This is a genomic window from Allobosea sp. (assembly GCF_035944895.1).
Lineage (GTDB): Bacteria > Pseudomonadota > Alphaproteobacteria > Rhizobiales > Beijerinckiaceae > Allobosea.
Genome location: NZ_DASZAT010000012.1, coordinates 120,944 through 141,489, shown reverse-complemented (window position 1 = coordinate 141,489; position 20,546 = coordinate 120,944). Strand labels below are relative to the sequence as shown.

The window sequence follows — 20,546 nt, the reverse complement described above, 5'->3', positions numbered from 1 at the left end:
GAAAAGCCAATGACAAGCGGGTGAGGGCGGCGCGAGGTCGCAGGCTCAGGTCGTGCGGCCGACCTCGCGCGCGACCTCCGAGAAGGGCCGCATCCCGCTCTCCGCCCGTGTCGCGATGGAGAGGAAGCGGGCGGCGAAGGCGAGCGAATCGCGCTGGCTCGGGCTGAGCTGCTCGCAGCGCTGCCGGTCGCCGAGCCCGGTCTGCTCAGCTTCCGTCAGCGCTGTCTTGAGCTGCGTTTCGCTCAGGGCGCCGGATGCGACCAGCGAGCGCAGCACCGCGGTGAAGGCCAGCAGCATGCCTTCGAGTTGGAGATTGGCGACGTTCATCTCGTCCTCCCGATCCTGATCGGGCGGTCGGACGGCCACCGGACAAGCCTGCGCCGGGGACCGTTCACCGGCGCCCGGCGCATCTTGGCATGGCAGGCCGCTCAGGGCGATCCGCTTGTGGTCAGGCCGCCTGGGGCTGCTCGACCGGCGGCAGGTAGGCGCCCTGGAAGGTCGTCATCACATGCGCGACCATCTCGCGGGCAATATGGAGCTGGTCGTCCTCGAAGGCGATCGCCCGCGGCGAGTTGAGCACGATCTCGTAGCTCGGGAAGTAGTCGACATAGTCGAAGCGCCGGAACAATTCCTCGGTAACGGCGCGCAGCAGCGATTTCGAGGCGCTGTTGGCGACGATCACGTCGGCATCCTTGAAGGTCGCACCGAACGGCACCGGCGATACCGTGACGACGAAGCGCATCTCCGGATTGCAGTGCTCGCGGATCAAACCGATGATGTCGAGCATATCCGCCAAAGTCGCGTCATAGCCGTAATCGACGAAGCGGAAGCGCTCCGGCATGCGCTGCAGCCAGCTCGGCCCGGGATGGGCGTTCATGGCGATCCCCGTCTCGGCATCGAGCCAGGTTTCGGTCAGGCCGAGCGTGAAGAAGCAGATCTGCGCCTGCTTGATCGTCGCCGTCGCCTCGGTGAGGCGCTTGCGGTTGGCGAAGGCGGTGTCGCGATCGAGCAGCCTGAGGCCGCTGGCATGTGGGTCGAACCATTGTCCCGGCGCAAGCTCGATCAACCCGTCATTGGGATAGCTCTCACCGCGCAGCACGCGTTTGAGCTCATGCGTCATCGAGCGGACCGAATACTTGTTGAGCGCGCCGCGGGAAAGCTGGCCGCGATCGGCGCCACCGCCGCGGCCGGTCTCTTCGTTCCAGCTCTCGAAATGCTCGGCCGGCACGCCATGGCCGCGCAGCAGCAGCGGCAGGCCTCGCATCATCAGGATGTTCTCGACCTCGCGGGCGAAGCACGAGCCCATGGTGAAGATCGGCCAGGTCGGGTCGATCTTGAATTTCGGCTTGTGCTGGACGGCGAGGTAGTTGCCGGTGGTCAGCCGCTCCTTGGCCATCTTCTCGGGTTTGCCCGAGGTCCAGCCGCGCACGGGATTGCCGCGCATGATGGAAAGGGCCGTGCCGGCATCGTATTCGATCTTCATCGATCGTCTCCTGGTTCTGCAAACCTCTCGGGCTCGACGCTGCGGACTGGGGAAGTCTCGTAAGCTTGCCGGGCGGTTGCTGATGGCCCGGTGACCTCCGGGCGTTTCCTCCAACCGGCGCGGTCTTCGCCGCGCCGGGTCTGTTCACATACGGTGGGGAATGCCGTTGCGGTCGAGGAAGCCGCGCATCCGGTCGTAGGAGGCGGCATAGCTCTTCGCGAGGTTGTTCAGCGCCGCTTCCTGGTAGACGGCGCGCCAGCCGCCCTCGGCCAGCGCCGCCTCCGGCACGACCGGGATCTTCAGCGTCTCCGCCAATTCCTGGCTGCGGGTGTCATAGGCGACGAGCACGCCGGGCACGCCATGCGCGACGGCCGGCAGCACGCCATGGACGCGGTAGCCGACGGCGAGATCGATCGAGCGGGCGAACTCGTCATAGCGCTCGACGTCGAAGAAGGAGAACAGCTGCTTTTCGTAGATGCGCCGCATCGGCGCATCGTCCGGGCCGTCCCACCACTTGGTCCTGACGAACTCGGCGACCGCCTTCTCCTTCGCGGCGCCGTCGCGCAGGAAGAACGCCTTCTCCTCCTGCTCGCCATGCGAGGACATCACCATTTCGCTCTGGGCGTCGACCTTGAGCAGCGCGGCCTTCTGGTTGCGCAGATAGGCTTCTGGGTCGGCGGTGTAGCTCTTGTCGGCCTCGCGGCGCAGGCTGAAGGCGACCTTGCGGATCTCGCGCTGGTCGGGGATGCGGATCCTGAGGTCGCGGTTGCGGGTCCGGAAGATCGAGGGGCAGCCGACGACCTCGACATTGCGGATGCCGTTCTGGCGCAGGGTCTCGGCGCTGAAGGCGCCGCGCACGCCGATCGAGGCGCAGCGCTCGGCGACGATCGACCAGAAGCGCCTGGACGGCTCGGGCAGCTCGATCTTGCGGTTCTGGCTCGCCTGCGCACCGACGCCGATGGCGTAGACCGGTAGCTTGACCCGCTCCAGCACCTCGACGGCGCGGAACCACTCCATGTTCTCATGGATGAAGTTCGAGCCGCGCACGAAGACGAAGTCGAACTCGCTGGCATAGCGCTCGATGTCGGCCTCGGTCGGCGACATGATCTTCATCGGCTCCAGATGCGCATAGCGCAGGAGCTTCAGCGTCGAATCGTAGACGATCATGTCGCCGATGTTGAAGTAGTCGGAGAGCAGCTTCTCCATCGGCGCGCGGTACCAGCGCACCTTGTCGTGCTCATGCACCTCGCCGGCCGGATAGATCACCAGCGCGCGCAATTTGGTCTCGGTCGCGATCGGACGCAGATTCGAGCCCGGGGCGAGCGTGCCCGTGGCTGCGTCGGCGATCGCGACCGAGTGGGGGCGCCCATTGGGCAGGCCGGGCAGCGGGATGGTCAGCTCGGCGACGTCGGCGTCACCGGTGACGATCGCGCCGGGATGGATGGTGGCGTAGTCCTGCCCGTCGAGCATCAGCTTGAGCGCCGGCCAGCTTCGATCGGGCCGGCGCCCGATCGCGACGACGACCTCGCCGGTGGTGGCGCGCAGGATCTTGATGGCGTTCTCGGCCGAGACCACGGAGCCGAGATTGAGCACGGGCGCGTTCATGGCCCCTCCTTGACGAACTGAACCTTGAGGCGGACCAGATCGCGGTCTGGGCCGAGCTTGCAGTCGGCGACCTTCATCCTGGTCATGAAGAGATAGGCTTCGTCGCCGGTGGTCTCGAAATTGCGCGAGCGCGAGACGGGGTCAGCGAGGGCGCCGTAGCCGTAGCGCAGCCGGTCGCTGCAGTTCTTGCTCCACATCGTCGGCTGCACCATCAGGGTCTGCAGCGGCGACCAGCGGATCAGGTCGTCGGACCAGCTATAGGCGACGCGGCCGCCAGCGATGTTCTGGCTCGGGTCGGGGCCGAGATGCAGGAGCGCGAGCCATTTCCCGCTGGGCTCGTGCCGGGTCAGCGATCCCACATTGGTCGGCAGCGGCTTCAGCGTCTGGCAGGGGCGCGCCTGGCTGAGATCGTCGCGATAGGGATCGACGGCGCGGACGGTGAAGTCCTGTCCGTCAAAAGCGCGCCAGGAGGTCGGGTCCTTGATGTTGGTCGAGCGGAACAGGCAGACCCCGTTCTTCTGGCCCTCGCCGCCGGTGGTCATAATCAGCGCGTACCAAGCACCGTCCTTCTGGACGATGTTCGACGGGTTGAAGAAGCCGCGATGCCGGCCCTGGCCGACCTCCTGGGGAAAGCCCGGCGCCGCCACCAGCGGGCGCGGCTCGTCGGTCTTGAAGCTGAGGCCGCCGTCAGCAGAGTGGGCGGCGGTGACGACATTGTACCAGCAGCTCATCGCATCCTTGAAACGGCAGGCGCCGGGATGCTTGTCGGCATGGTATTCGGCATGGACCAGCGCCTCGACATTGCGGCCATCGCCGGTCCAGGTCGCGGCGATCCAGCTCTTGTCGCTGAACTGGCTGGGATCGGCGCTGCTCTTCGCCTCGAAGGAGACCGCGCAGCTCTTGCGGATCGCGCCGAGATTGCCGCCGATCAGCGGCCGGCTGCGATAATGGCTGGCGAAGGCGACGACCTCGCCCTTGTTGTCGCGGAAGGCGCGCAGGGGCGCGTCCGGCAGGTCCCATTCCTCGCAGCGCTCGCGCGCCCAGGAGACGACCGTCTCCTCCTTCGCGTCGGGCGCGATCTCAAGCCGGTAGCCGGGCCCTTTCGGACCCGGCGCCGGCTGGGCAAGGCCAGCGACGGGAATTGTGGCCGCCAGCAATACCGCCGGCAGCCAGGCGAGGGCGGTGCGGGCGCTCCTCATGCCACCTTCCTTTCCGGCTCGGGAGCCGGCGGTGCGGACGGGGCGGCGGCAGCGGGCCTGACCATCTTGTGGTCGACCTTGTTCTCGCTGAGGAAGGCGCTCATCGCGCCATAGGTCCGGGCGTAGGCCGCGTTGAAGCGGTCGAAGAGCGCCTGGTCCCAGTACTCTTCCAGCCTGAACGGCTTGTCGCCGAAGACGTCGACGCTCGGGATCTGGAAGGTCTCGGCGAACTCGACGGTGCGGCTGTCATAGGTGAAGTAGATCGAGGGCGTGCCATTGGCGAGCGCCATCAGATTGCCGTGCAGCCGGTAGCCGAGAACGAGATCGAGCTTGCGGACGAGCTGCTCGTAACCGGCGACGACATCCGAATAGAACATCCGGTCGCGGTAGAGGCCTTCCATCTGCTCATCGAGATACCAGGCCATCGCCCAGCCGTTCTCGCGCAGCGCGGCCATGCCTTCCTGCTTCTGCTCCGGCGTGCCCAAAGCGAGCTTCTTCTCCTCGACTTCGCCCTGCGACATCAGCGTGACTTCGAAGCGATCCGCCATCGCCTTCACCAGGTCGCGGTGGAAGGTGAGGTAGCGCTTGATGTCCTTGGCGTAGTGCTTGGAGACCTCGCGGCGCAGGGTGACGCCGACCTGCTTGATAGCGTCGAGCGCCGGCAGGCGGATGGCGAGGTCCGGCCGGTTGTTGCGGAAGGCGGTCGGGCAGCCGATGATCCGGGCGTTCTTGATGCCGAGCTCGTGCATCACCTGCGCCGAATAGGTGCCGCGCACGCCGACCGAGGCGGTCGAATCCGAGATCAGCTTGAGGACGGTCTTGCTGTCCTCGCTGAGTTCGAGTTTGCCGCTGACCGGCGCCTGCGCGCCGATGCCGAAGGCGAGCACCGGCAGTTTCAGCCGGCGCAGCACCTCGGCGGTGCGGCTCCAGTTCATGCCGGCATGGACATAGTTGGAGCCGCGCAGGAAGACATAGTCGAACTCGGCGTTGAACCGGTCGATCTGCTGGGGATCGATGCTGGTGATCGGCAATTCCTCGAGCGTCTCGAAGTTGAGCAGCTTCAGCGAGGAATCGAAGACGAAGGCGTCGCCGATGTTGTGGTAGTGATTGATGTGGCTCTGCAGGTCGGCGTGGCGGTACCAGCGGACATTGTCGTGGTCGTAGACCTCGCCCGAAGGGCTGATCACGAGGATGCGGGCCATGGTTGCGTTCTCCCTTCTTGTGTCCGCGCGGCTCACGCGATCATCGGCGCGGCGGCGCGATTGGCCGGGGTCGGCACGCCCCGCTCGGCGATCAGGCGCTGGTAGAGCGCGAGATGCTGCTCGGCGCAGTCGACATGGCTGAGCGGCTTCTTGATGCCTGCACGCAGGCGCTCCCAGAGCCCGGGCTCGCTCAGCGCCCGGGTCATGCAGTCGACGAGGTCCTCCGGGCTGCCGGAGCGGAAATGCAGCCCGTCGACCTCGTCGCTGATCTTCTCGGCCATGCCGCCGAGATTGCTGGAGAGGATCGGGCGGCCGTGGAAGAAGGCCTCCTGGATCACGATCGGTGAGTTCTCCCACCAGACCGAAGGCATCACCACCCAGTCGACCGAACGCATCAGATTCGGCATCTCGTGGTTCTGGAAGGGGCCGCAGAAGCGCACGCGCCGCCCGGCCGCCTCGACCAGGTCGGTGAATTTCTTCTTGTAGGCCTCGGGCTGCCGGTCGAGATTGCCGCCATAGACGAGGAGCACGCTGTCCTCGCCCCAGACCTCCTCCGGGATGCGGGTGACGGCGTCGATCAGCACGTCGGCGCCCTTATAGGGCGTGAGCTGGCCGAAATAGGCAAAGCGCGAGCGTCGGCCGTTCTCTTGGGGACCCGGCCGTGGCGGGGCGACCTCGGCGACGTCGATGCCGTTCTCGATCACCGAGAAGCGCTCGGCCGAAAGCCCCCATTGCTGGTAGCGCTCGGCGAGGAAGCGGCTCGGCGAGATGAAATGGTCGGCGAGGTTGAGGATGCCCTTGATGAAGGTCTCGCGCGCCAGGAAGCGCGATGGCGAGATGTCCGGGAAGCAGGCATTGCAGTCGCTTGGCGAGGCCCGGTAGCAGAGCTTGAAGGCGCCGGTCTTCACCATCTGGCCGTGGTGGTGGCAGATCGAAAGGTATTCGTGGAAGGTCACGACGATCAGCGCATCCGGCAGCGTGTCGCGCACCGCGAAGATGCATTCGAGGCCGAGCCCGATGAAATGGTGGAAATGCACCACGTCGGGCTTGAGGTCGCGCAGCACGCGGACGAAATCGCGCTCGATCTCGTCGGTGGCGCGGTTCGAGAGCAGGAAGTGGTCGTACTCCTCGGCGTAGTAGAGCAGTTCGCCGCCGCGCTGGCGCAGGCTCATCAAGGCCGTGCCGGCATGGCGCGGCGTCGGCGCACCGACGCGGGCGAGGTAGTGGGTGTCCACCTCGGCGCTGGCCTGGAAGCCCTTGTGCAGGTTGTAGGAGGCGACTTCGGCGCCGCCGAGCGAGAAGGAAGGGTGGCCGTGCGAGACGACGAGGATACGCATGCTCATCCTCTCATGTTGGAAATGGCCAGCGCCCAGCGCCGGTCGAAACTGGTGCGGTCGGCGAGATTGATCAGCGCGCCGACATGCGGGCGGGTCTCGGCGTCCTCGACGACATAGATCTCGACCTCCGGCACCCAGAGCGACGGCACGCCGTTCATCCTGAGCTTCAGGCAGAGATCGAGGCCCTTCTCGCTGGGCGTGAAATAGCTGCGCGAGAAGCCGTCGGCCTCGAGGAAGGCGTTGCGTGACATCACGCAGCATTCGGTCGCGCCGGCGGCGACCTCCATCGGCCCGAGGCTGCCGATCGCATCCAGGGGATAGCCGACGAAGCGGTTGTAGACGCGCCGGTTGGCGCCCTCGCCTTCGAGCCAGGCGCCGGCCCAGCGGATCGAATTGTCTTCGAACAGCAGCGTCGGGCTCGCCACGCACTGGCCGCCACGGCCGCGATAGGCGCGCTCCAGTCGTCCGAGCCAGCCGGGCATGCGGATCTGGGCGGCGCCGGAGAGCAGCGCCACCGTCTGGAAACGGCAGGCGCGCACGCCCGCCTCCAGCGCATCGCAGCTGTCCTCGACGCCCTCGACCAGGACGAGCCGGACCTGGAGCCCGTAGAACTTCGCCAACCGGCGCGCTTCGGCGCCGAGCCGGTCGAAGCTTTCGCCGGGGGCGGCGACGACGATCGGCAGCGGCCTGACCTCGGGGTCGATCGCCAGCAAGGCGAACAGGCTGGAGAGCTCGCGCTGGCGCTGGTCGAGGCCGATCACCAGGCCGAGTGCCGCATCGGCGTTGAAGCGGCCGATGTCATGCGTCTCGATCGCCTTGGGCGCCGGGATCTCGGCGGCCTGGAGGGCCGGAGCGATCTGTTTCTCGACCACGGCGGTCGCGGTCGAGGAGCGCGGATCGAGCAGGCCGAAGACCCGCTCCAGCGCGCGCCGCGCCGGATTGCGCCCGGGCGCCAGCGGCAGGAAGGCCGGGCCGTGACCCTCGATCTCGAATTCGAGATAGAGCGGCTGGCCGGGCTCCGGCAGCAGCTTGGGCGCGAAGACGATGAAGCCATGGCTGTTGCGCCGGCTCGCCATGGCCGGGCCGAAGCGTGGGTCCTCCGCGAAGGCGGCGGTGACGTCCGGCCTGACGGCCCGCGTCCAGATCGCGTCGATGGCGCAGGACTGCGTGCCGCTGCGCAGGACGACATTGCCGACTTGCCGTTCGGGATCGAACAGCCAGCCGATGATCAGGACGCCACTGCCCTCGACAATGGTTGCGTCGTCGATACCGGCGCGCACCGGCTGTTCGAGGAAGGAGATGGTGTCGCGTCCGTCGAAGCGCTGCGAAGCGTGCTTCAACTTCTCTGCGGTCGCTGGCGGCGCACTGCCGCGCTGGAGTCCGTCGCGCAGATGGCCGGGCACGGTGATCTGCTCGAGCAGGACGTGGCGGTCATAGACTTCGAGCGCCCGCCAGCCGTCGTTGGCGCGGAAGAACAATCGCTCGATCTCGCTGGGATGGCGGATCGCGCACTCCTCCAGCAGGCCGAAGAAGCCGCAGGCGCCCTCGCCGAGATCGTCGCGCTGGAAGGTCCCGGCTTCCAGCACCGCCGGCGAGAGCCCGCCATGGGCGATCAGCAGCTTGGTCCGCCCGGCCGCGAAGTTCGAGGTCCAGCCTTGCAGGAAGATGCCCTCGTCGAGCGGGCCCATCACCTCGACGAAGCCACCGGGCTTGGCGACCGATTGCAGGAGCATGCCGACGGCGCGCAGGCGGCGCGGGTTCGACTTGCCGGACAGGAGCACCTCCAGCAGCCCGTCGACCACGGTCGGGAAGGACTGGCCAGCTTCCTCCGCGAGCGCTGCGAGGAAGGCCTGCAGCGGCATCGGCTTCGGTGCCAGGATCAGGCGCAAGGGACGGCCGGGCCGGCCGAGCAGGATCGCGCCGGAGCCGGCACGATCCGGCGAAGGAGCGGGGGCGAGGCAGAGGAAGCCGGTGGCATGCGCGGCATCGGCCTGCGGCCGACGCCAGGTCAACGCCATCGTCTCGACCCGGTTGCGCGGATTGCCGTCGACCGCGACAGGCACCTTGCCGGGCAGCGCATCGCAGGCGCTCATCACCAGGATCGCGTTCTCGCCGAGCGGGGTCCAGGCCACGGTCGGCGCCGGGCTGATCATGGTCCGTTCGGGAATGATGACCTCGTTCATCGCCTCACCTGCCCATCAGCATGATGGTGAGCGTGACGAAGGAGAGCAGCGCCGACAGGCCCGAGAGGAAGCCGAGCACGACGGTGACCTGCCGCAGCGGCGCCTTCGCCTCCTTGCGGATCGCGACCAGCCGGTCGTCGAAGGCCCGCAACGTCTGGTCGAAGCGCATCTGGAAGACGTCGATCTCGCCGAGACGGGACGCGATCGCGCCATTGCCCTCGGTTTCCTCCGATTGCTTCGCCTCGGCCTCGCGCTGACGGTGCTGCGCAAGTTGCACGCCAAGCTCGCCGACCTTGTCGAGCAATTCCTTCTGGGTCAGCTGCGAGCGCCGCTGCAGCGCGATCAGCGCCTCGACCCGGTCGAAGAAGCGGGCGAGCGGCACGGCGATCGCCGCCTCCGCCGCAAGTTCCGCCGGCGGCGGCAGGCGCAGTTCGAGCTCGGCGCCGGTGCTCGGCGAGATGCCGACGATGGTCAGCGAGTCGCGTACCGCCGCGGTGCGGTCGTCGAGCTCCATGGCGAAGGCGTGCCGGCCGTCGCCGATGCCGTTGCGGCGCAGGTCGATGCGGCCCTGATCGGCTACCGCCTCCTGCACCTTGAGCCCATTGCGCATCAGGCGCACGGTCAGCCGTTCCTCGGGCCGGGCCTCGTCCCAGATCCAGCCATGCAGCCGGTTGCCGTCGAGCGCATCGACGCGCCCGTTGAGCTTTGCCGGGGTCTCGCTCGCTTCGCTCACGCTACCGTCCGGACTGTGCATCGTCGTCATGCTGGTCATGCCGCCTCCGCCAGTTTGAGTTGATCGAACAGGGCAAGATGCGCCTGCGCGCAGGCGTCCATGCCGGGTGGGGTCTCGATGCCGTCGACGAGGCGATGCCAGAGCCCGTCCTCGCTCGCGGCGCGGGCCAGCACCTGCGCGAGATGGCGTGGATCGCTGGGACGGGCGTGCAGCCCGTCGACGCCATCGCGCACCATCTCGGCCATGCCGCCGATATCGCTGGCGATCACCGGCCTGAGGTGCTGGAACGCTTCCTGGATGACGAGGGGCGCGTTCTCGTACCAGATCGAGGGTGTCACCACCCAATCGACCTCGGCCATCAGCCCCGGAATCTCGTCGCGGCGATAGGGGCCGCAATGCACGACTTCGGCGCCGGCCTCTGCCAGCGCCTTGTCGAGCGCGCTGGTGAAGGCTTCGCTCTGGAACGGCGCGCCGCCATGGATGCGCAGTTCGAAACTGCCCGCGCCCTGCTCGCGCAGGAGCTTCGCCGCCTGCAGCAGCGGCAGCACGCCCTTCCACGGGTTGAGGTTGCCGAAATAGCCGAAGCGATTGCGTGGGCCGTGAGTGTGCCGGTGCGGCACCGGCATCTGCACCGGCCGCGCATTGGCGATGACCTCGATCTTCTCGCCCGGCAGGCCCCAGTCGATATAGCGCTGGCGCAGGAAGCGGCTCGGCGAGACGAAGCGATCGACGGCGGCAAAATGAGTCTTGAGGAAGCGCTCGCGCAGCAGGAAGCGATCCGGGCCGATCTCCGGGAAGCAGCCATGGCATTTTGCCGGCGAAGCTCCGGTGCAGCGCTGCCTGTCGCTGGTGCGCACCATCAGCCCGTCATGATGGCAGATCGAATAATAGTCGTGCAGCGTCATCACGATCGAGGCCTGCGGGAGCAGTCGCCGCGCCAGAGCCAGGAACTCGGCGCCGATCAGAACGAGATGATGGATGTGGATCACGTCCGGCCGGAATTCGGTCAGCAGCGAGCCGAGATCCTGCAAGGTGCCGTAATGGTCGATCTGGCTGAGATGGAAGCGGTCGAAATGGCCGCTCCATAGCAAAAGGTCGCCATCGGCGCCCGTCGCCTGGAAGGCGGTGCCGGGATGTGGCTGGCGGTGGATCGCATTGGTCGCGCCGAGGAACAGGACTTCGCAACCCTCGCTGCGATAGGCGCCCGCCAGGTCGTGCGCGAAGATCTCGGTGCCGCCCGGATGCAAATCGGGGTGGTTATGGGCGATGACGAGGATGCGGCGGCTCATCGCTGGACCCCCGGTTTCACCGCGACCAGCAGGTCCTGGTAATGGGCCGCGCTCTGGCCGCGCCAATGGCCGGGGTCGAGCCGCTCGACAGCAAGTCCGGCCTGGGTGGCGTGCTCCAGCAGGAAGCTGGCATCGATGCCGGCGGCCGCCAGCGGCGCCTCCTCGATCGCATACCAGCCGGGACCCTCGCCCCAGCGCCGGAACTTCAGGCGCTCCTGGCCGGTGCTCTGGCCGTCGAGCGCGAAGGCGGTGAGGAAGAGCCGTCCGCCCGGCGCGAGCAAGCGCGCCGCCTCGTTGAGGTAGACCACCAGCTCGTCGGGCGGCAGATGCGTTGCCACCGAGGTCATGATGATGAAGTCGAAGCTCTGGTTCGGAAAGCCGAAACGCACCTCGTTGCCCGGCAGCGAGCCCTGCGGATTGTAGAGCGGGTGGGCGATGTCGAGGCGCTGGAAGCGGAAGCGCGGATAGGCCGGCGTGATCGTCTGCGCGCACCAGAGGATGCCGTCCATCACCGGATCGACGCCGTCATAGCTGCCGCGATCAGGGTCGAGATATTGCGTCAGCGGCACCGCCATGCGGCCGATGCCGCAGCCGATGTCGAAGACGCGCTCATGCGGCTGCAACCGGCCGATCCGGACGAAATGGCCGAGGAACTCGGCGCCGATGGCGCGATAATCGCCATCGCCGACGAAGATCGAATCCGGCGGCGGGTGCGGCAGGAAACGGTTGGTCTGGACATGGGCCATCAGCCAGGCGAGCTCTGGCGTCGCCGGCAAGGTCGCAGGAGCCGGTTCCGTGGTCTGTCGCAGGGCGAGGTTCGCCGTCATGCCGCTGTCGCCCTTCTGAGATTGGCGCGGGAGAGAAGAAAATCGGGATCGGGACGTGAGGCCGGCGCCGGCGCAGGCTCCTGCGCCGCGGGCTTGTCGACCGCAGCCATCAGCGCCTCGATCTCGCCGTCCCAGCGCCTGGTCTGGAGCCAGGAATTGTGCTGCGAGGCGACGCCGCGCGTGTAGTCGAGGCTCTTCGAGATCGACTGGCGCTCGAGATGATAGAGCGACACGCTCGGCACATAGACGATGCCGAGCCCGGCCCGGGCGATCTTGAGGCAGAGATCGCTGTCCTCGTAGTCGCCGATGACATAGCTGTCGTCGAAGCCGCCGACCTCCATGAACAGCGCCCGCGGCATGACGATGCAGGCGCCGGTGACACCGGGCACCGGTCGTTCGACATTGGCCGGCGCGTAATGGCTTGGCATGCCCTTGAAGTAATGATGGTTGAGCCAGGTGCCTTTACTGTCGCGCTTGAAGAAAAGCCCGGCATGCTGCAGCGAGCCGTCATCATAGAGCAGCTTGGGGCCGACCGCGCCGGTGCGGCGATGCGGTTCGAGACGCTGCAGCAGCGCCGGCAGCCAGCCCTCGCTGTCGGGGATGACGTCGGAATTCACCAGCGCCAGCGCCTGCCCGCGCGAGGCGGCCGCGCCAGCATTGCAGGCGGCCGAGAAGCCGCCATTGCGGCCCATCACCACGAGCTGCATCGGCAGCCCATAGGCGAGGAAAAGCCCGCCGAGCAGATGGGCGACCTCGCCCTCGTGCTCGGGCGAATCGAGCACATAGATCAGCTCGGCCTTCTCGGCGAACCAGCGATCGGCTGCGAAAGCCGAGACCTGGACGCGCAGGAAATCGTAGACGCGGTAGAGCGGGATCACCACCGAGACGGCGGGGCTCGCCGGGCCCTTGCCGAAGCTCTTGATCCGCGGCTCGGGCAGGCTCTCGCGCAAGGCCGCCTGACAGTCGGCCAGCACCGGGGCGATCGTTCGCTCCAGCATCGCTGCGGTCAGATGCTGCGGAGGGATCGCGGCCAGCGCCCGGGCGCGGATGGCGATGGCGTCCGCCGGCTGCGCGTTGGGGCGCAGCGACAGCACGGTGCCGGATTTCAGCTTGAGCTCGACCCGCGGCTGCAGCACCGGAGCGCCGCCGGCATAGCAGGGGATCAGCGCCGCGAAGCCGGTGGCGCGCTTGACGTCGCCATTCGAACCGGCGGGCAGCAGCGCGGGGAAATGGTCCAGCCTCTCGAGCACGGGCGTCGGCTCGCCCTCGGAGCGATGCAGCAGCATCTCGTCGAGCAGCCCCTCGGCATCGCGATACCAGCCGCCGAGCAGCAGCCCGGCCGGGGTCGTGACGGCGAGGTCGAGCTCGGCCGAGGGCAGGTCGTCACTGCGGCGCACGGTCTGCGCCGCAAGCGGCAGCCGCCTTTGCATCTCGATCGCCAGCAGGCGGCCCTGCTCGGAGAGGCCGGAGAGCTGCTCGACCAGCCAGCTGCGCAAGCCGTCGCGCTGGCTCGCCTTGCCGGCCCACCAGCGTCCGAGCGAAGGGATGTCCTGCCGGGCGGCGACGGAGCGGACGATCAGGCCGGAGTCGGCCTGCAGGACCAGCAGGCCGCCGGCCTGCGGTGGGAATTCGTCGATGATCAGGTGCAGCGGCCGGTTGCCGGCGCGATCGGTGCGGCCGAGCCGAGGCCGGCCGGGCAAGCGGGAGAGGCCGCTGGAATCGAGCCGATAGGCGGTGCGGACACCGGAGAGCCGGCCGGGAACCGTCGTTTCCAGCAGGACCTTGCCTTCGGTGAGCCGGGCGACCGGGGACGCCGCCGAGGGCTTGCGGGCGAGGATCAGCAGGAACTGGCGCAGGAAGCCGAGATAGCCCGCAGCCTGACTCAGCCCGAACAAGGTGGGCCAATGGCCGACCAATGCGTTGGCGAGCATGCGGCGCGCGTCGGGCGTGGCATCGCGGACAAGGTCCTCCGCATCGGCCATGCCGTGGACGAGATCTGGATCGAAGCGCGCGGTGGTGTCGCCGCCCGGATGATCGTCGGACAGCGCCGCGACGACCTCGCCGGGCCCGCCATGGCGGAAGACGACGACGACGCGCAGACGTCCGTCGCCAAGTGGCAGGACGACCGAGCCCGAGGCGAGGCGCTTCTCGCGTGCCGCAAGCGAAATGCGCGGCCGCGACAGCACGGGGGCTTCGATGGTCCAGCTCAGCAGGAAGACCGAGCCGCTCAGCCTGGAGAGATGCAGCTGCGGGCTCAGGCCGTCCGTGGCAGGCGCGGGCGCGAGAGAGAGCATGAAAAGCCTGTTCCGAAGGGGCAGGGAGAGGCGCCGGCCGGACCGAAGTCCGGCCGGCGCCCCGAAGCGTCAGGCGACCGAGAAATAGGAGTTCGGATCGGCCTGGATGTCTTCGGCGGTGACGCCGACGATGGTCACGGTGTCGCCATTGCCGAGATCGATGACGGCGTTGCCGCCGACGGTGGTGGCGCGCGCCGCCACGTCCTCGGCCGAACCGATATCGGTGCCGTTGATGCCGTTGGAGATCTGCAGCAGGTCGTGGCCGGCATCGAAGTCGAGCACGACGTCGTTGCCGCCGCCGCCATTGAAGATGAAGACGTCGTCGCCGGCGCCGCCGGAGAGGATATCGTCACCCGCGCCGGCGAAGAGCAGATCGTCGCCGTTGCCGCCCTGGAGGACGTCGTTGCCGGCGCCCCCTTCGAGCACGTCGGCGCCGTCACCGCCCTGAAGGACGTCGTTGCCGGCGCCACCGAGCAGGATGTCGTCGCCCGGCCCGCCCTGCAGGATGTCGTCGCCGTCGCCGCCGCGCAGCACGTCGTCGCCATTGTTGCCGCGCAGGATGTCGTTGCCGTCGCCGCCGTCGAGAACGTCGTTGCCCTCGCCGCCGAACAGGCTGTCATTGCCTGCTCCGCCGGAGAGGATATCGTCATCCAATCCGCCGAAGAGAGCGTCATTGCCCTCGCCGCCCGACAGGAAGTCGTTGCCGGCATCGCCGTAAAGCAGGTCGTCACCCTCTTCGCCGAAGAGAGAATCCACCTGGTTGCCGCCATGGACGATGTCGTCCCCGGCGCCGGCGAGGATCACGTCACTGAAGCGTGTCCCAATCAAGAAATCGTCGAATGCACTGCCTTCGATCGTGGCCATTCGTCACCTCCTCGGTGATCAGAGAGCACCACCAGATGTGCGGAGAACGTCCGCCGCTCGTTCTGGGTCACGGTGCGATTTCGACAGCGAACAAACAGGTTCGCCATCGTGCGACGCTCGGAAGAGTAGCCAAGAAGAGTGTCGTATCAAGCAATATATTATGACCATTTTGCGATGCAGCAAAGTTTATATTGATTTATATATTGTTCAAACGAGGATTATGCTGGGAACTTGATATGGATTTCGAAGTATATTGTTTCGGGTTGTGATCGGTCGGCGATGTTGCTCGATCCCGGCCGCCAGATCCGCGGCTCAGTCCTCCCTGAAGGCGCGGTTGAAGCTGTCGCGGATGGGCGAGAGCAGGTAGTCGGCCGCAAAACGCCGGCCGTTGACGATCAGCACCTCGGCCGCCATGCCGGCATGCAGCGTCACCCTGTTCTCCTTCAGGCTCTGCGGCGTGATCTCGGCGCGGACGATGAAGAAGGCATTGCCGGTCTTGTCATCGATCAGCTGGTCGGCGGCGACATAGCTGACCTTCGCCAGAAGCGGGGGCATGATCCGGGCGTTGAAGGCGGTGAGCCTGACCTGGGTATCGGCGCCGACCCGGACCGAATCGATGTCGCGCGGGTCGACCTTGGCCTCGACGACGAGCGGTTCCTGCTCGGGCACGATGTCGAGGATGGCCTCGCCCGCCGTGACGACGCTGCCGGCGGTGCGCATGCGGATATTGGCGACGATGCCTTCCTGCGGCGCGGTCACCACCAGCCGACGCAGCACGTCCTGCGCCTGGACGATGCGCTCGACCACCTCCGAGAGCTGGAGCTGGCTGTCCTGGAGGTCCTTGGCGATCTCGCTCTGGCGATCGAGGCTGATCGCCTTGATCTCAAGCTCGGCGCCGGCGACGGCCTGTTCGGCCTTGGCCTTGCGTGCCTTCATCTCGCCGGCGCGCCCGGTGAGCTCGCTCTGGCGGGTCTGCAGCTCGACGAGCTGAGAGCGCTTGGCGTAGCGCTTCTCATAGAGCTCGGCGATCGTCTTGACCTCGTCGTCGATCAGCGTGCGCTGGTTGCGCACGGCGTCGATCTGCGCCTGCAGCGCCTCGGATTCGGCCTGATGCTGCTCGATCACGCGCTGCTGGATGCGGGTCTTGCCGTCATAGACCTGGGCGCGGGCGCGGAAGAGCGCGCGTTCGGCATTGACCACCTCGCGTGCGATCGGCGTTTGTGCCTTCTCGATATCATCCGGGAAATCGATCTGCGTCGCATCACCCTGTTCGGCACGAAGGCGGGCGAGCCTGGCGTCGAGGCCGACGCGCTTGCCTTCGAGCTGCTGCAGCTCGGCGCGGGCGCGGGCATCCTCCAGCCTGAGCAACGGCTCGTCCTGGGCGACGCGCTCGCCTTCCGCCTTGAGCAGGGTCTTGAGGATGCCGCCCTCGAGATGGCTGACGGTCTTGCGCCGGCTATCGACGATGACGGTTCCTTGCGCGACGGCGGCATTGTCGAGGCGGGCCGTCACCGCCCAGGCACCGAAGCCGCCGAAGCCGATCGCCACCGCGCAGACGCCGGCGAGGACGAGATTGCGCAGCGAGGGCATGCGCTCCTCGGGCTCCGCCTCGCTCTTCATCGGGACGAGCGCGCGGTCGGGCCGGCGCAGCATCGGAAGCTCGCTCATGCGCTCACCTCACGCGGGGCAGGGGTCTGTTTCGCCGGTTCGAGCTCGACGACGCCGGCCGGCGTGATCATGCCGGAGATCGCCGTGCGCGGACCGAACTGGGCGACGCGGCCCTCGCGCAGCACCAGGATCTTGTCGACGATCTGCATCACCGAGGGGCGGTGCGCGATCAGGATTACGATCGCGCCGCTTTCGCGGGCGGCGTTGATCGCCCGGATCAGGCTCTGCTCGCCCTCGGTGTCGAGATTGGCGTTGGGCTCGTCGAGCACGACGAGACGCGGCATGCCGTAGAGCGCCCGCGCCAGGCCGATGCGCTGGCGCTGGCCGCCGGAGAGCTTGAAGTCGCTGTCGGCGACATTGGTGTCGTAGCCGAGCGGCAGGCGGCCGATCAGCTCGTGCACGCCGGCGATGCGCGCCGCTTCCAGGATGGCGTGCGGATCTGGCTTGCGCATGCGGGCGATGTTCTCGGCGATGGTGCCGTCGAGCAGCGAGACCGATTGCGGGAGATAGCCGACCATGTCGCCGAAGGAGCCGCGCTCCCACAGATAGGTGTTGTGGCCGTCGAGATAGACGCCGCCGACATTCGGCTTGAGCACGCCGACGATCAGGCGCGCCAGCGTCGACTTTCCGGCTCCCGATGGCCCGACCAGGCCGAGCACGTCACCCGGCTCAAGCGTGAAGGAGACGCCCTTGATCACCGTCTGCTCGCCGCCCTTGGGCGCGTAGACCAGCCGGTCGATGACGAGGTCTCCTTCAGTCGCCGGGGTCGGCACGCTCTGGCGCTGCGAACTCTGCGCTTGCAGGAGATCGCGCACGCGCTTCCAGGCCGCGGCGGCGAGCACCCATTGCCGCCAGTCGGTGATCATCGAATCGAATGGTGCCAGCAAACGGCCGAGCAGGATGCTGGCGGCCATCAGCGTGCCGGCCGAGACCTCGTGCCGGATGATCAGCACGGCGCCGGTCGCATAGATGGCGAGCTGCATGGTCATGCGGCTGGCGCGGGTGATGGCGGCGATGAACTTGCCGCGGCGGGTGCCGAGATCGAGATGCTCCAGCATGGCGATCTGCTTGGCCCGCCAGCGGCTGGAGAGGGCCGGCAGCATGCCCATCGCCTCGATCGTCTCGGCATGGCGCAAGCTGGCGCTGATCTCGTTGATCGAGGCGACGCCTTCTTCGTTCGCCTCCTTCAACGCCCGGCGGGTCAGCATGTCCGAGACGACGCCGAGCAGCAGCAGGATCAGCAGCGAGGCCAGGCCGACCAGGCCGTAGATCCAGTGGAAGGCGAAGAGCACGGCCAGGAAGATCGGCGACCACATCGCCTCCAGCGGCGTCCCGATCGCCGAGCTCGCGATGAAATAGCGGAGTTCGTTGAGATCGCGGATCGCCTGCGTCGCCTGACCGGAGCCCTTCTCCAGCGAGGTCGAGACGGCGGCCTGCAGCGCCGGCAGGTTGAGCCGGCGGGCGAGGATGCTCGCCATCGCCTGGAAGGTCAGCGAGCGGATGAACTCGATCGTGCCATAGAGCGCCAGCGCCCCGACCGCGATCACCAGCAGCATGGTCAAGGTGTCATAGCTGCGGCTGACGATGACGCGGTCCTGAACCTGCAGCATGAACATCGGCACGGTCAGCAGCAGGATGTTGACGCAGAAGCTGAGGAAGGCGGCATAGGCCAGCCCTCCGGCAAAGCCGCGCTGCAGACCACGAATCAGGACGTCGGCAGGCTGGGTCGCAACCTTCATGCAGGTCTCCGGATGGGGCTGGCCATCAGATGGCGCTATCGGCGCCTATGCCGATACGGCAGGTTCTGAGCGTTATAAAAGCGTGCCACACAAGTCGTGTCTATAATATGACAGATGAAGCTTTGTGAAATAACGGCAATTACCGAGAATATGGCAGAAGCGTGCTAAATTTCAAATTTTGAAACAGTTCATGACTATGTTGAGTTCGATAAAATCTTAATTCCGCGCTGTTCGGGGTGGCATGTGCTTTGCGTATAGGCTATTCGTCAGCCGAAGGGGCCCGGAGGGCTGACTGCTCATTTCGAGATCAGGCGGAGTAGGGAATGCATCTAAAACCCCATGACGGCGCTCGATTCCTAGGCAATGGTTTCAACGGAGATCCCCCCGACGGCATCCGCCGCCTCGAAGCCGAATCAGCACCGGCGCGGGCGCCGGTGTCGCAGCTCGACCTTGCCCGCATGGTCGAGCGGGTCAGCCGGCGTTTCCTCGACTATCTCAGGCTCGAGCTGACCAAGCTCGGCGTCGACGACATTTCGCCCTCGCAGGTGATGGTGCTGTTCACCATCGGCTCCGGCGAGATCGCGGTGCGCGACCTGCTCGACCGCGGCCACTATGTCGGCTCGAATGCCTCCTACAACCTCAAACAGCTGGTCGAGAGCGGTTATCTGGAGCGGGGAGCCTCGCCGCGCGACCGCCGCCTCGCCCGAATCTCGCTCTCGCCGAAAGGGCAGCTTCTCGTCGAGCGGTTGAAGCTCCTGGATGAGACCAGCCAGTTCGGCCAGGGCCAGGATATCGACACCGAGGGCGACCTCCAGACCACTCACGACACGCTGCGCCGCCTCGAACAATGGTGGGGCGATGCTTTGCGTTATGGCGGGATTCTGCTGGCCTCATGCACGTCCTATTCGTTCATCGTTCAGGATCTGGTCAATTCGCTCACCTGATCCAGCGCCTCGTCGCCGAGGGCGGCGAGGTCACGCTGGTGACGGAGAAGCCCGAACCGGATCGCCCGGGAGTGAGGCAGATCGCCTATTCCGTCGGCGAGCCGGCGACCGCGCATGCGACGCTGGCTGCGACGGACTATCACGTGCGCACCGGCGAGGCGGTTGCCGCTGAATTGAGCAGGTTGCATCGGCACGACCGGCCGGACGCGATTCTCGGCCATGTCGGCTGGGGCGGCATGCTCTTCGCCAAGGATGCGATGCCGGGCGTGCCGCTGATCGGCTATTGCGAGTATTTCTACAACGCTGCCGGTTCCGACCTCGACTTCGATCCGGCCTTCACCGTGCCGGAGGCCGAGCGGCGGCGCATCCGCATGCGCAACGCCGCCCAATTGGTGACGCTACAGACGCTCGACTTTGCCTATGCGCCGACCCGCTGGCAGCAGCGGCAATATCCGCGCGCTCTGCAGCAGCGCATTGCCGTCTGTCATGACGGCATCGACATCCATTTTTGTCGGCCAGACGGGCAGGCGACGTTCACTCTGCCTGACGGGCGCGTGCTGCGTCCCGGCGATCCCGTCGTCACCTTTGCCGCCCGCGATCTCGATCCCTATCGCGGCTATCCGCAATTCATGCGGGCGGCGGCACGGATCGCGCAGGAGCGGCCCGATGTGGTCTTCGTAGCGGTCGGCGGTGACGGGCCGGGCTATGGCCGGCCGCGTCCGGACGGGCGGCTCTGGCGTGAGGTGATGCTGGAGGAGACCGGTCTCGGCGACCGCATCGTCCATATCCCCTGGCTCGCCCATGCCGACCTGGTCAGGCTGTTCCAGGTCTCGGCCGCCCATGTTTATCTGAGCGTTCCCTTCGTGCTGTCCTGGTCGATGCTGGAGGCGATGGCCTGCGGCGCGCTGATCGTCGGCTCGGCGACGCCGCCGGTGCAGGAGGTGATCCGCCACGGCGTCAATGGCCTGCTCGCCCCCTTCTTCGACGAGGCCAGGCTGGCGAGGACGGTGATCGCTGCGCTCGACCGGCAGGCCGCGGTGGCGCCGCTGCGCGCGGCAGCGCGCCAGACCGTCATGGCGCGCTATGAGCGCGAGGCCTGCGTCGATCACCAGCTCGGCTTCATTGGCCGGCTCGTCGCCGAGGACGATCTGCTCGCGGCGCAGTAATAGGCGAGCGACC

Annotated in this window: 16 protein-coding genes; 2 read left to right on the top strand and 14 right to left on the bottom strand. The window is 67.1% G+C overall.

Annotation, left to right across the window (positions count from 1 at the left end):
- Nucleotides 1-45: 45 nt before the first annotated feature.
- The 14 genes from VGV58_RS22800 to VGV58_RS22735 all read right to left on the bottom strand — a co-directional run bounded on the left by VGV58_RS22800 (nt 46) and on the right by VGV58_RS22735 (nt 18,423).
- Complete coding sequence (locus tag VGV58_RS22800) at nt 46-327, bottom strand: hypothetical protein (protein WP_414644091.1); 282 nt, start codon at nt 325-327, stop codon at nt 46-48.
- Between the two features lie 121 nt (nt 328-448).
- Nucleotides 449-1,483: a GSCFA domain-containing protein gene (locus tag VGV58_RS22795; RefSeq protein WP_326876339.1), complete on the bottom strand. Its 1,035-nt coding sequence runs from the start codon at nt 1,481-1,483 to the stop codon at nt 449-451.
- Between the two features lie 144 nt (nt 1,484-1,627).
- Nucleotides 1,628-3,088 (bottom strand): polysaccharide pyruvyl transferase family protein, encoded by a 1,461-nt coding sequence (locus tag VGV58_RS22790; protein WP_326876338.1) that lies wholly within the window; start codon nt 3,086-3,088, stop codon nt 1,628-1,630.
- Nucleotides 3,085-4,287, bottom strand: a complete 1,203-nt coding sequence (locus VGV58_RS22785; RefSeq protein WP_326876337.1) for a hypothetical protein — start codon at nt 4,285-4,287, stop codon at nt 3,085-3,087. Before VGV58_RS22785 ends, VGV58_RS22790 begins: the two co-directional genes overlap by 4 nt.
- Nucleotides 4,284-5,489, bottom strand: a complete 1,206-nt coding sequence (locus tag VGV58_RS22780) for a polysaccharide pyruvyl transferase family protein (RefSeq protein ID WP_326876336.1) — start codon at nt 5,487-5,489, stop codon at nt 4,284-4,286. Before VGV58_RS22780 ends, VGV58_RS22785 begins: the two co-directional genes overlap by 4 nt.
- A 32-nt stretch (nt 5,490-5,521) precedes the next feature.
- A complete protein-coding gene (locus VGV58_RS22775) occupies nt 5,522-6,826 on the bottom strand; it encodes a glycosyltransferase family 4 protein (protein ID WP_414644065.1) in 1,305 nt (434 codons plus the stop codon).
- 2 nt (nt 6,827-6,828) lie between these two features.
- Nucleotides 6,829-9,009, bottom strand: a complete 2,181-nt coding sequence (locus VGV58_RS22770; protein WP_326876334.1) for a glycosyltransferase family 2 protein — start codon at nt 9,007-9,009, stop codon at nt 6,829-6,831.
- Nucleotides 9,010-9,013: 4 nt separating this feature from the next.
- On the bottom strand, nt 9,014-9,781 hold the full coding sequence (locus tag VGV58_RS22765; protein ID WP_326876332.1) for a hypothetical protein: 768 nt from the start codon (nt 9,779-9,781) through the stop codon (nt 9,014-9,016).
- Nucleotides 9,778-11,031: a glycosyltransferase family 4 protein gene (locus VGV58_RS22760; protein ID WP_326876331.1), complete on the bottom strand. Its 1,254-nt coding sequence runs from the start codon at nt 11,029-11,031 to the stop codon at nt 9,778-9,780. Before VGV58_RS22760 ends, VGV58_RS22765 begins: the two co-directional genes overlap by 4 nt.
- Entirely contained in the window at nt 11,028-11,858 is an 831-nt protein-coding gene (locus VGV58_RS22755) for a class I SAM-dependent methyltransferase (RefSeq protein ID WP_326876330.1), read from the bottom strand. Before VGV58_RS22755 ends, VGV58_RS22760 begins: the two co-directional genes overlap by 4 nt.
- A complete protein-coding gene (locus VGV58_RS22750; RefSeq protein WP_326876329.1) occupies nt 11,855-14,152 on the bottom strand; it encodes a glycosyltransferase in 2,298 nt (765 codons plus the stop codon). The genes VGV58_RS22755 and VGV58_RS22750 overlap by 4 nt, the downstream gene beginning before the upstream one ends.
- A 69-nt stretch (nt 14,153-14,221) precedes the next feature.
- Nucleotides 14,222-15,016, bottom strand: a complete 795-nt coding sequence (locus VGV58_RS22745; RefSeq protein ID WP_326876327.1) for a calcium-binding protein — start codon at nt 15,014-15,016, stop codon at nt 14,222-14,224.
- A 312-nt stretch (nt 15,017-15,328) separates the two neighbouring features.
- Nucleotides 15,329-16,684, bottom strand: a complete 1,356-nt coding sequence (locus tag VGV58_RS22740) for an HlyD family type I secretion periplasmic adaptor subunit (protein WP_326876326.1) — start codon at nt 16,682-16,684, stop codon at nt 15,329-15,331.
- On the bottom strand, nt 16,681-18,423 hold the full coding sequence (locus VGV58_RS22735) for a type I secretion system permease/ATPase (protein ID WP_326876325.1): 1,743 nt from the start codon (nt 18,421-18,423) through the stop codon (nt 16,681-16,683). Before VGV58_RS22735 ends, VGV58_RS22740 begins: the two co-directional genes overlap by 4 nt.
- Before the next feature lie 434 nt (nt 18,424-18,857).
- Here VGV58_RS22735 and VGV58_RS22730 point away from each other — a divergent pair, with 434 nt between their 5' ends.
- Complete coding sequence (locus tag VGV58_RS22730; RefSeq protein WP_326876324.1) at nt 18,858-19,367, top strand: MarR family winged helix-turn-helix transcriptional regulator; 510 nt, start codon at nt 18,858-18,860, stop codon at nt 19,365-19,367.
- A complete protein-coding gene (locus VGV58_RS22725) occupies nt 19,271-20,533 on the top strand; it encodes a glycosyltransferase (protein WP_326876323.1) in 1,263 nt (420 codons plus the stop codon). Before VGV58_RS22730 ends, VGV58_RS22725 begins: the two co-directional genes overlap by 97 nt.
- The last annotated feature ends 13 nt before the right edge of the window (nt 20,534-20,546 follow it).

Bases quoted from the DNA above. Each gene is read 5' to 3' on its own strand.
- VGV58_RS22800 (WP_414644091.1), bottom strand. From the start codon at position 327: ATGAACGTCGCCAATCTCCAACTCGAAGGCATGCTGCTGGCCTTCACC.
- VGV58_RS22795 (WP_326876339.1), bottom strand. From the start codon at position 1,483: ATGAAGATCGAATACGATGCCGGCACGGCCCTTTCCATCATGCGCGGC.
- VGV58_RS22790 (WP_326876338.1), bottom strand. From the start codon at position 3,088: ATGAACGCGCCCGTGCTCAATCTCGGCTCCGTGGTCTCGGCCGAGAAC.
- VGV58_RS22785 (WP_326876337.1), bottom strand. From the start codon at position 4,287: ATGAGGAGCGCCCGCACCGCCCTCGCCTGGCTGCCGGCGGTATTGCTG.
- VGV58_RS22780 (WP_326876336.1), bottom strand. From the start codon at position 5,489: ATGGCCCGCATCCTCGTGATCAGCCCTTCGGGCGAGGTCTACGACCAC.
- VGV58_RS22775 (WP_414644065.1), bottom strand. From the start codon at position 6,826: ATGCGTATCCTCGTCGTCTCGCACGGCCACCCTTCCTTCTCGCTCGGC.
- VGV58_RS22770 (WP_326876334.1), bottom strand. From the start codon at position 9,009: ATGAACGAGGTCATCATTCCCGAACGGACCATGATCAGCCCGGCGCCG.
- VGV58_RS22765 (WP_326876332.1), bottom strand. From the start codon at position 9,781: ATGACCAGCATGACGACGATGCACAGTCCGGACGGTAGCGTGAGCGAA.
- VGV58_RS22760 (WP_326876331.1), bottom strand. From the start codon at position 11,031: ATGAGCCGCCGCATCCTCGTCATCGCCCATAACCACCCCGATTTGCAT.
- VGV58_RS22755 (WP_326876330.1), bottom strand. From the start codon at position 11,858: ATGACGGCGAACCTCGCCCTGCGACAGACCACGGAACCGGCTCCTGCG.
- VGV58_RS22750 (WP_326876329.1), bottom strand. From the start codon at position 14,152: ATGCTCTCTCTCGCGCCCGCGCCTGCCACGGACGGCCTGAGCCCGCAG.
- VGV58_RS22745 (WP_326876327.1), bottom strand. From the start codon at position 15,016: ATGGCCACGATCGAAGGCAGTGCATTCGACGATTTCTTGATTGGGACA.
- VGV58_RS22740 (WP_326876326.1), bottom strand. From the start codon at position 16,684: ATGAGCGAGCTTCCGATGCTGCGCCGGCCCGACCGCGCGCTCGTCCCG.
- VGV58_RS22735 (WP_326876325.1), bottom strand. From the start codon at position 18,423: ATGAAGGTTGCGACCCAGCCTGCCGACGTCCTGATTCGTGGTCTGCAG.
- VGV58_RS22725 (WP_326876323.1), top strand. From the start codon at position 19,271: ATGGTGGGGCGATGCTTTGCGTTATGGCGGGATTCTGCTGGCCTCATG.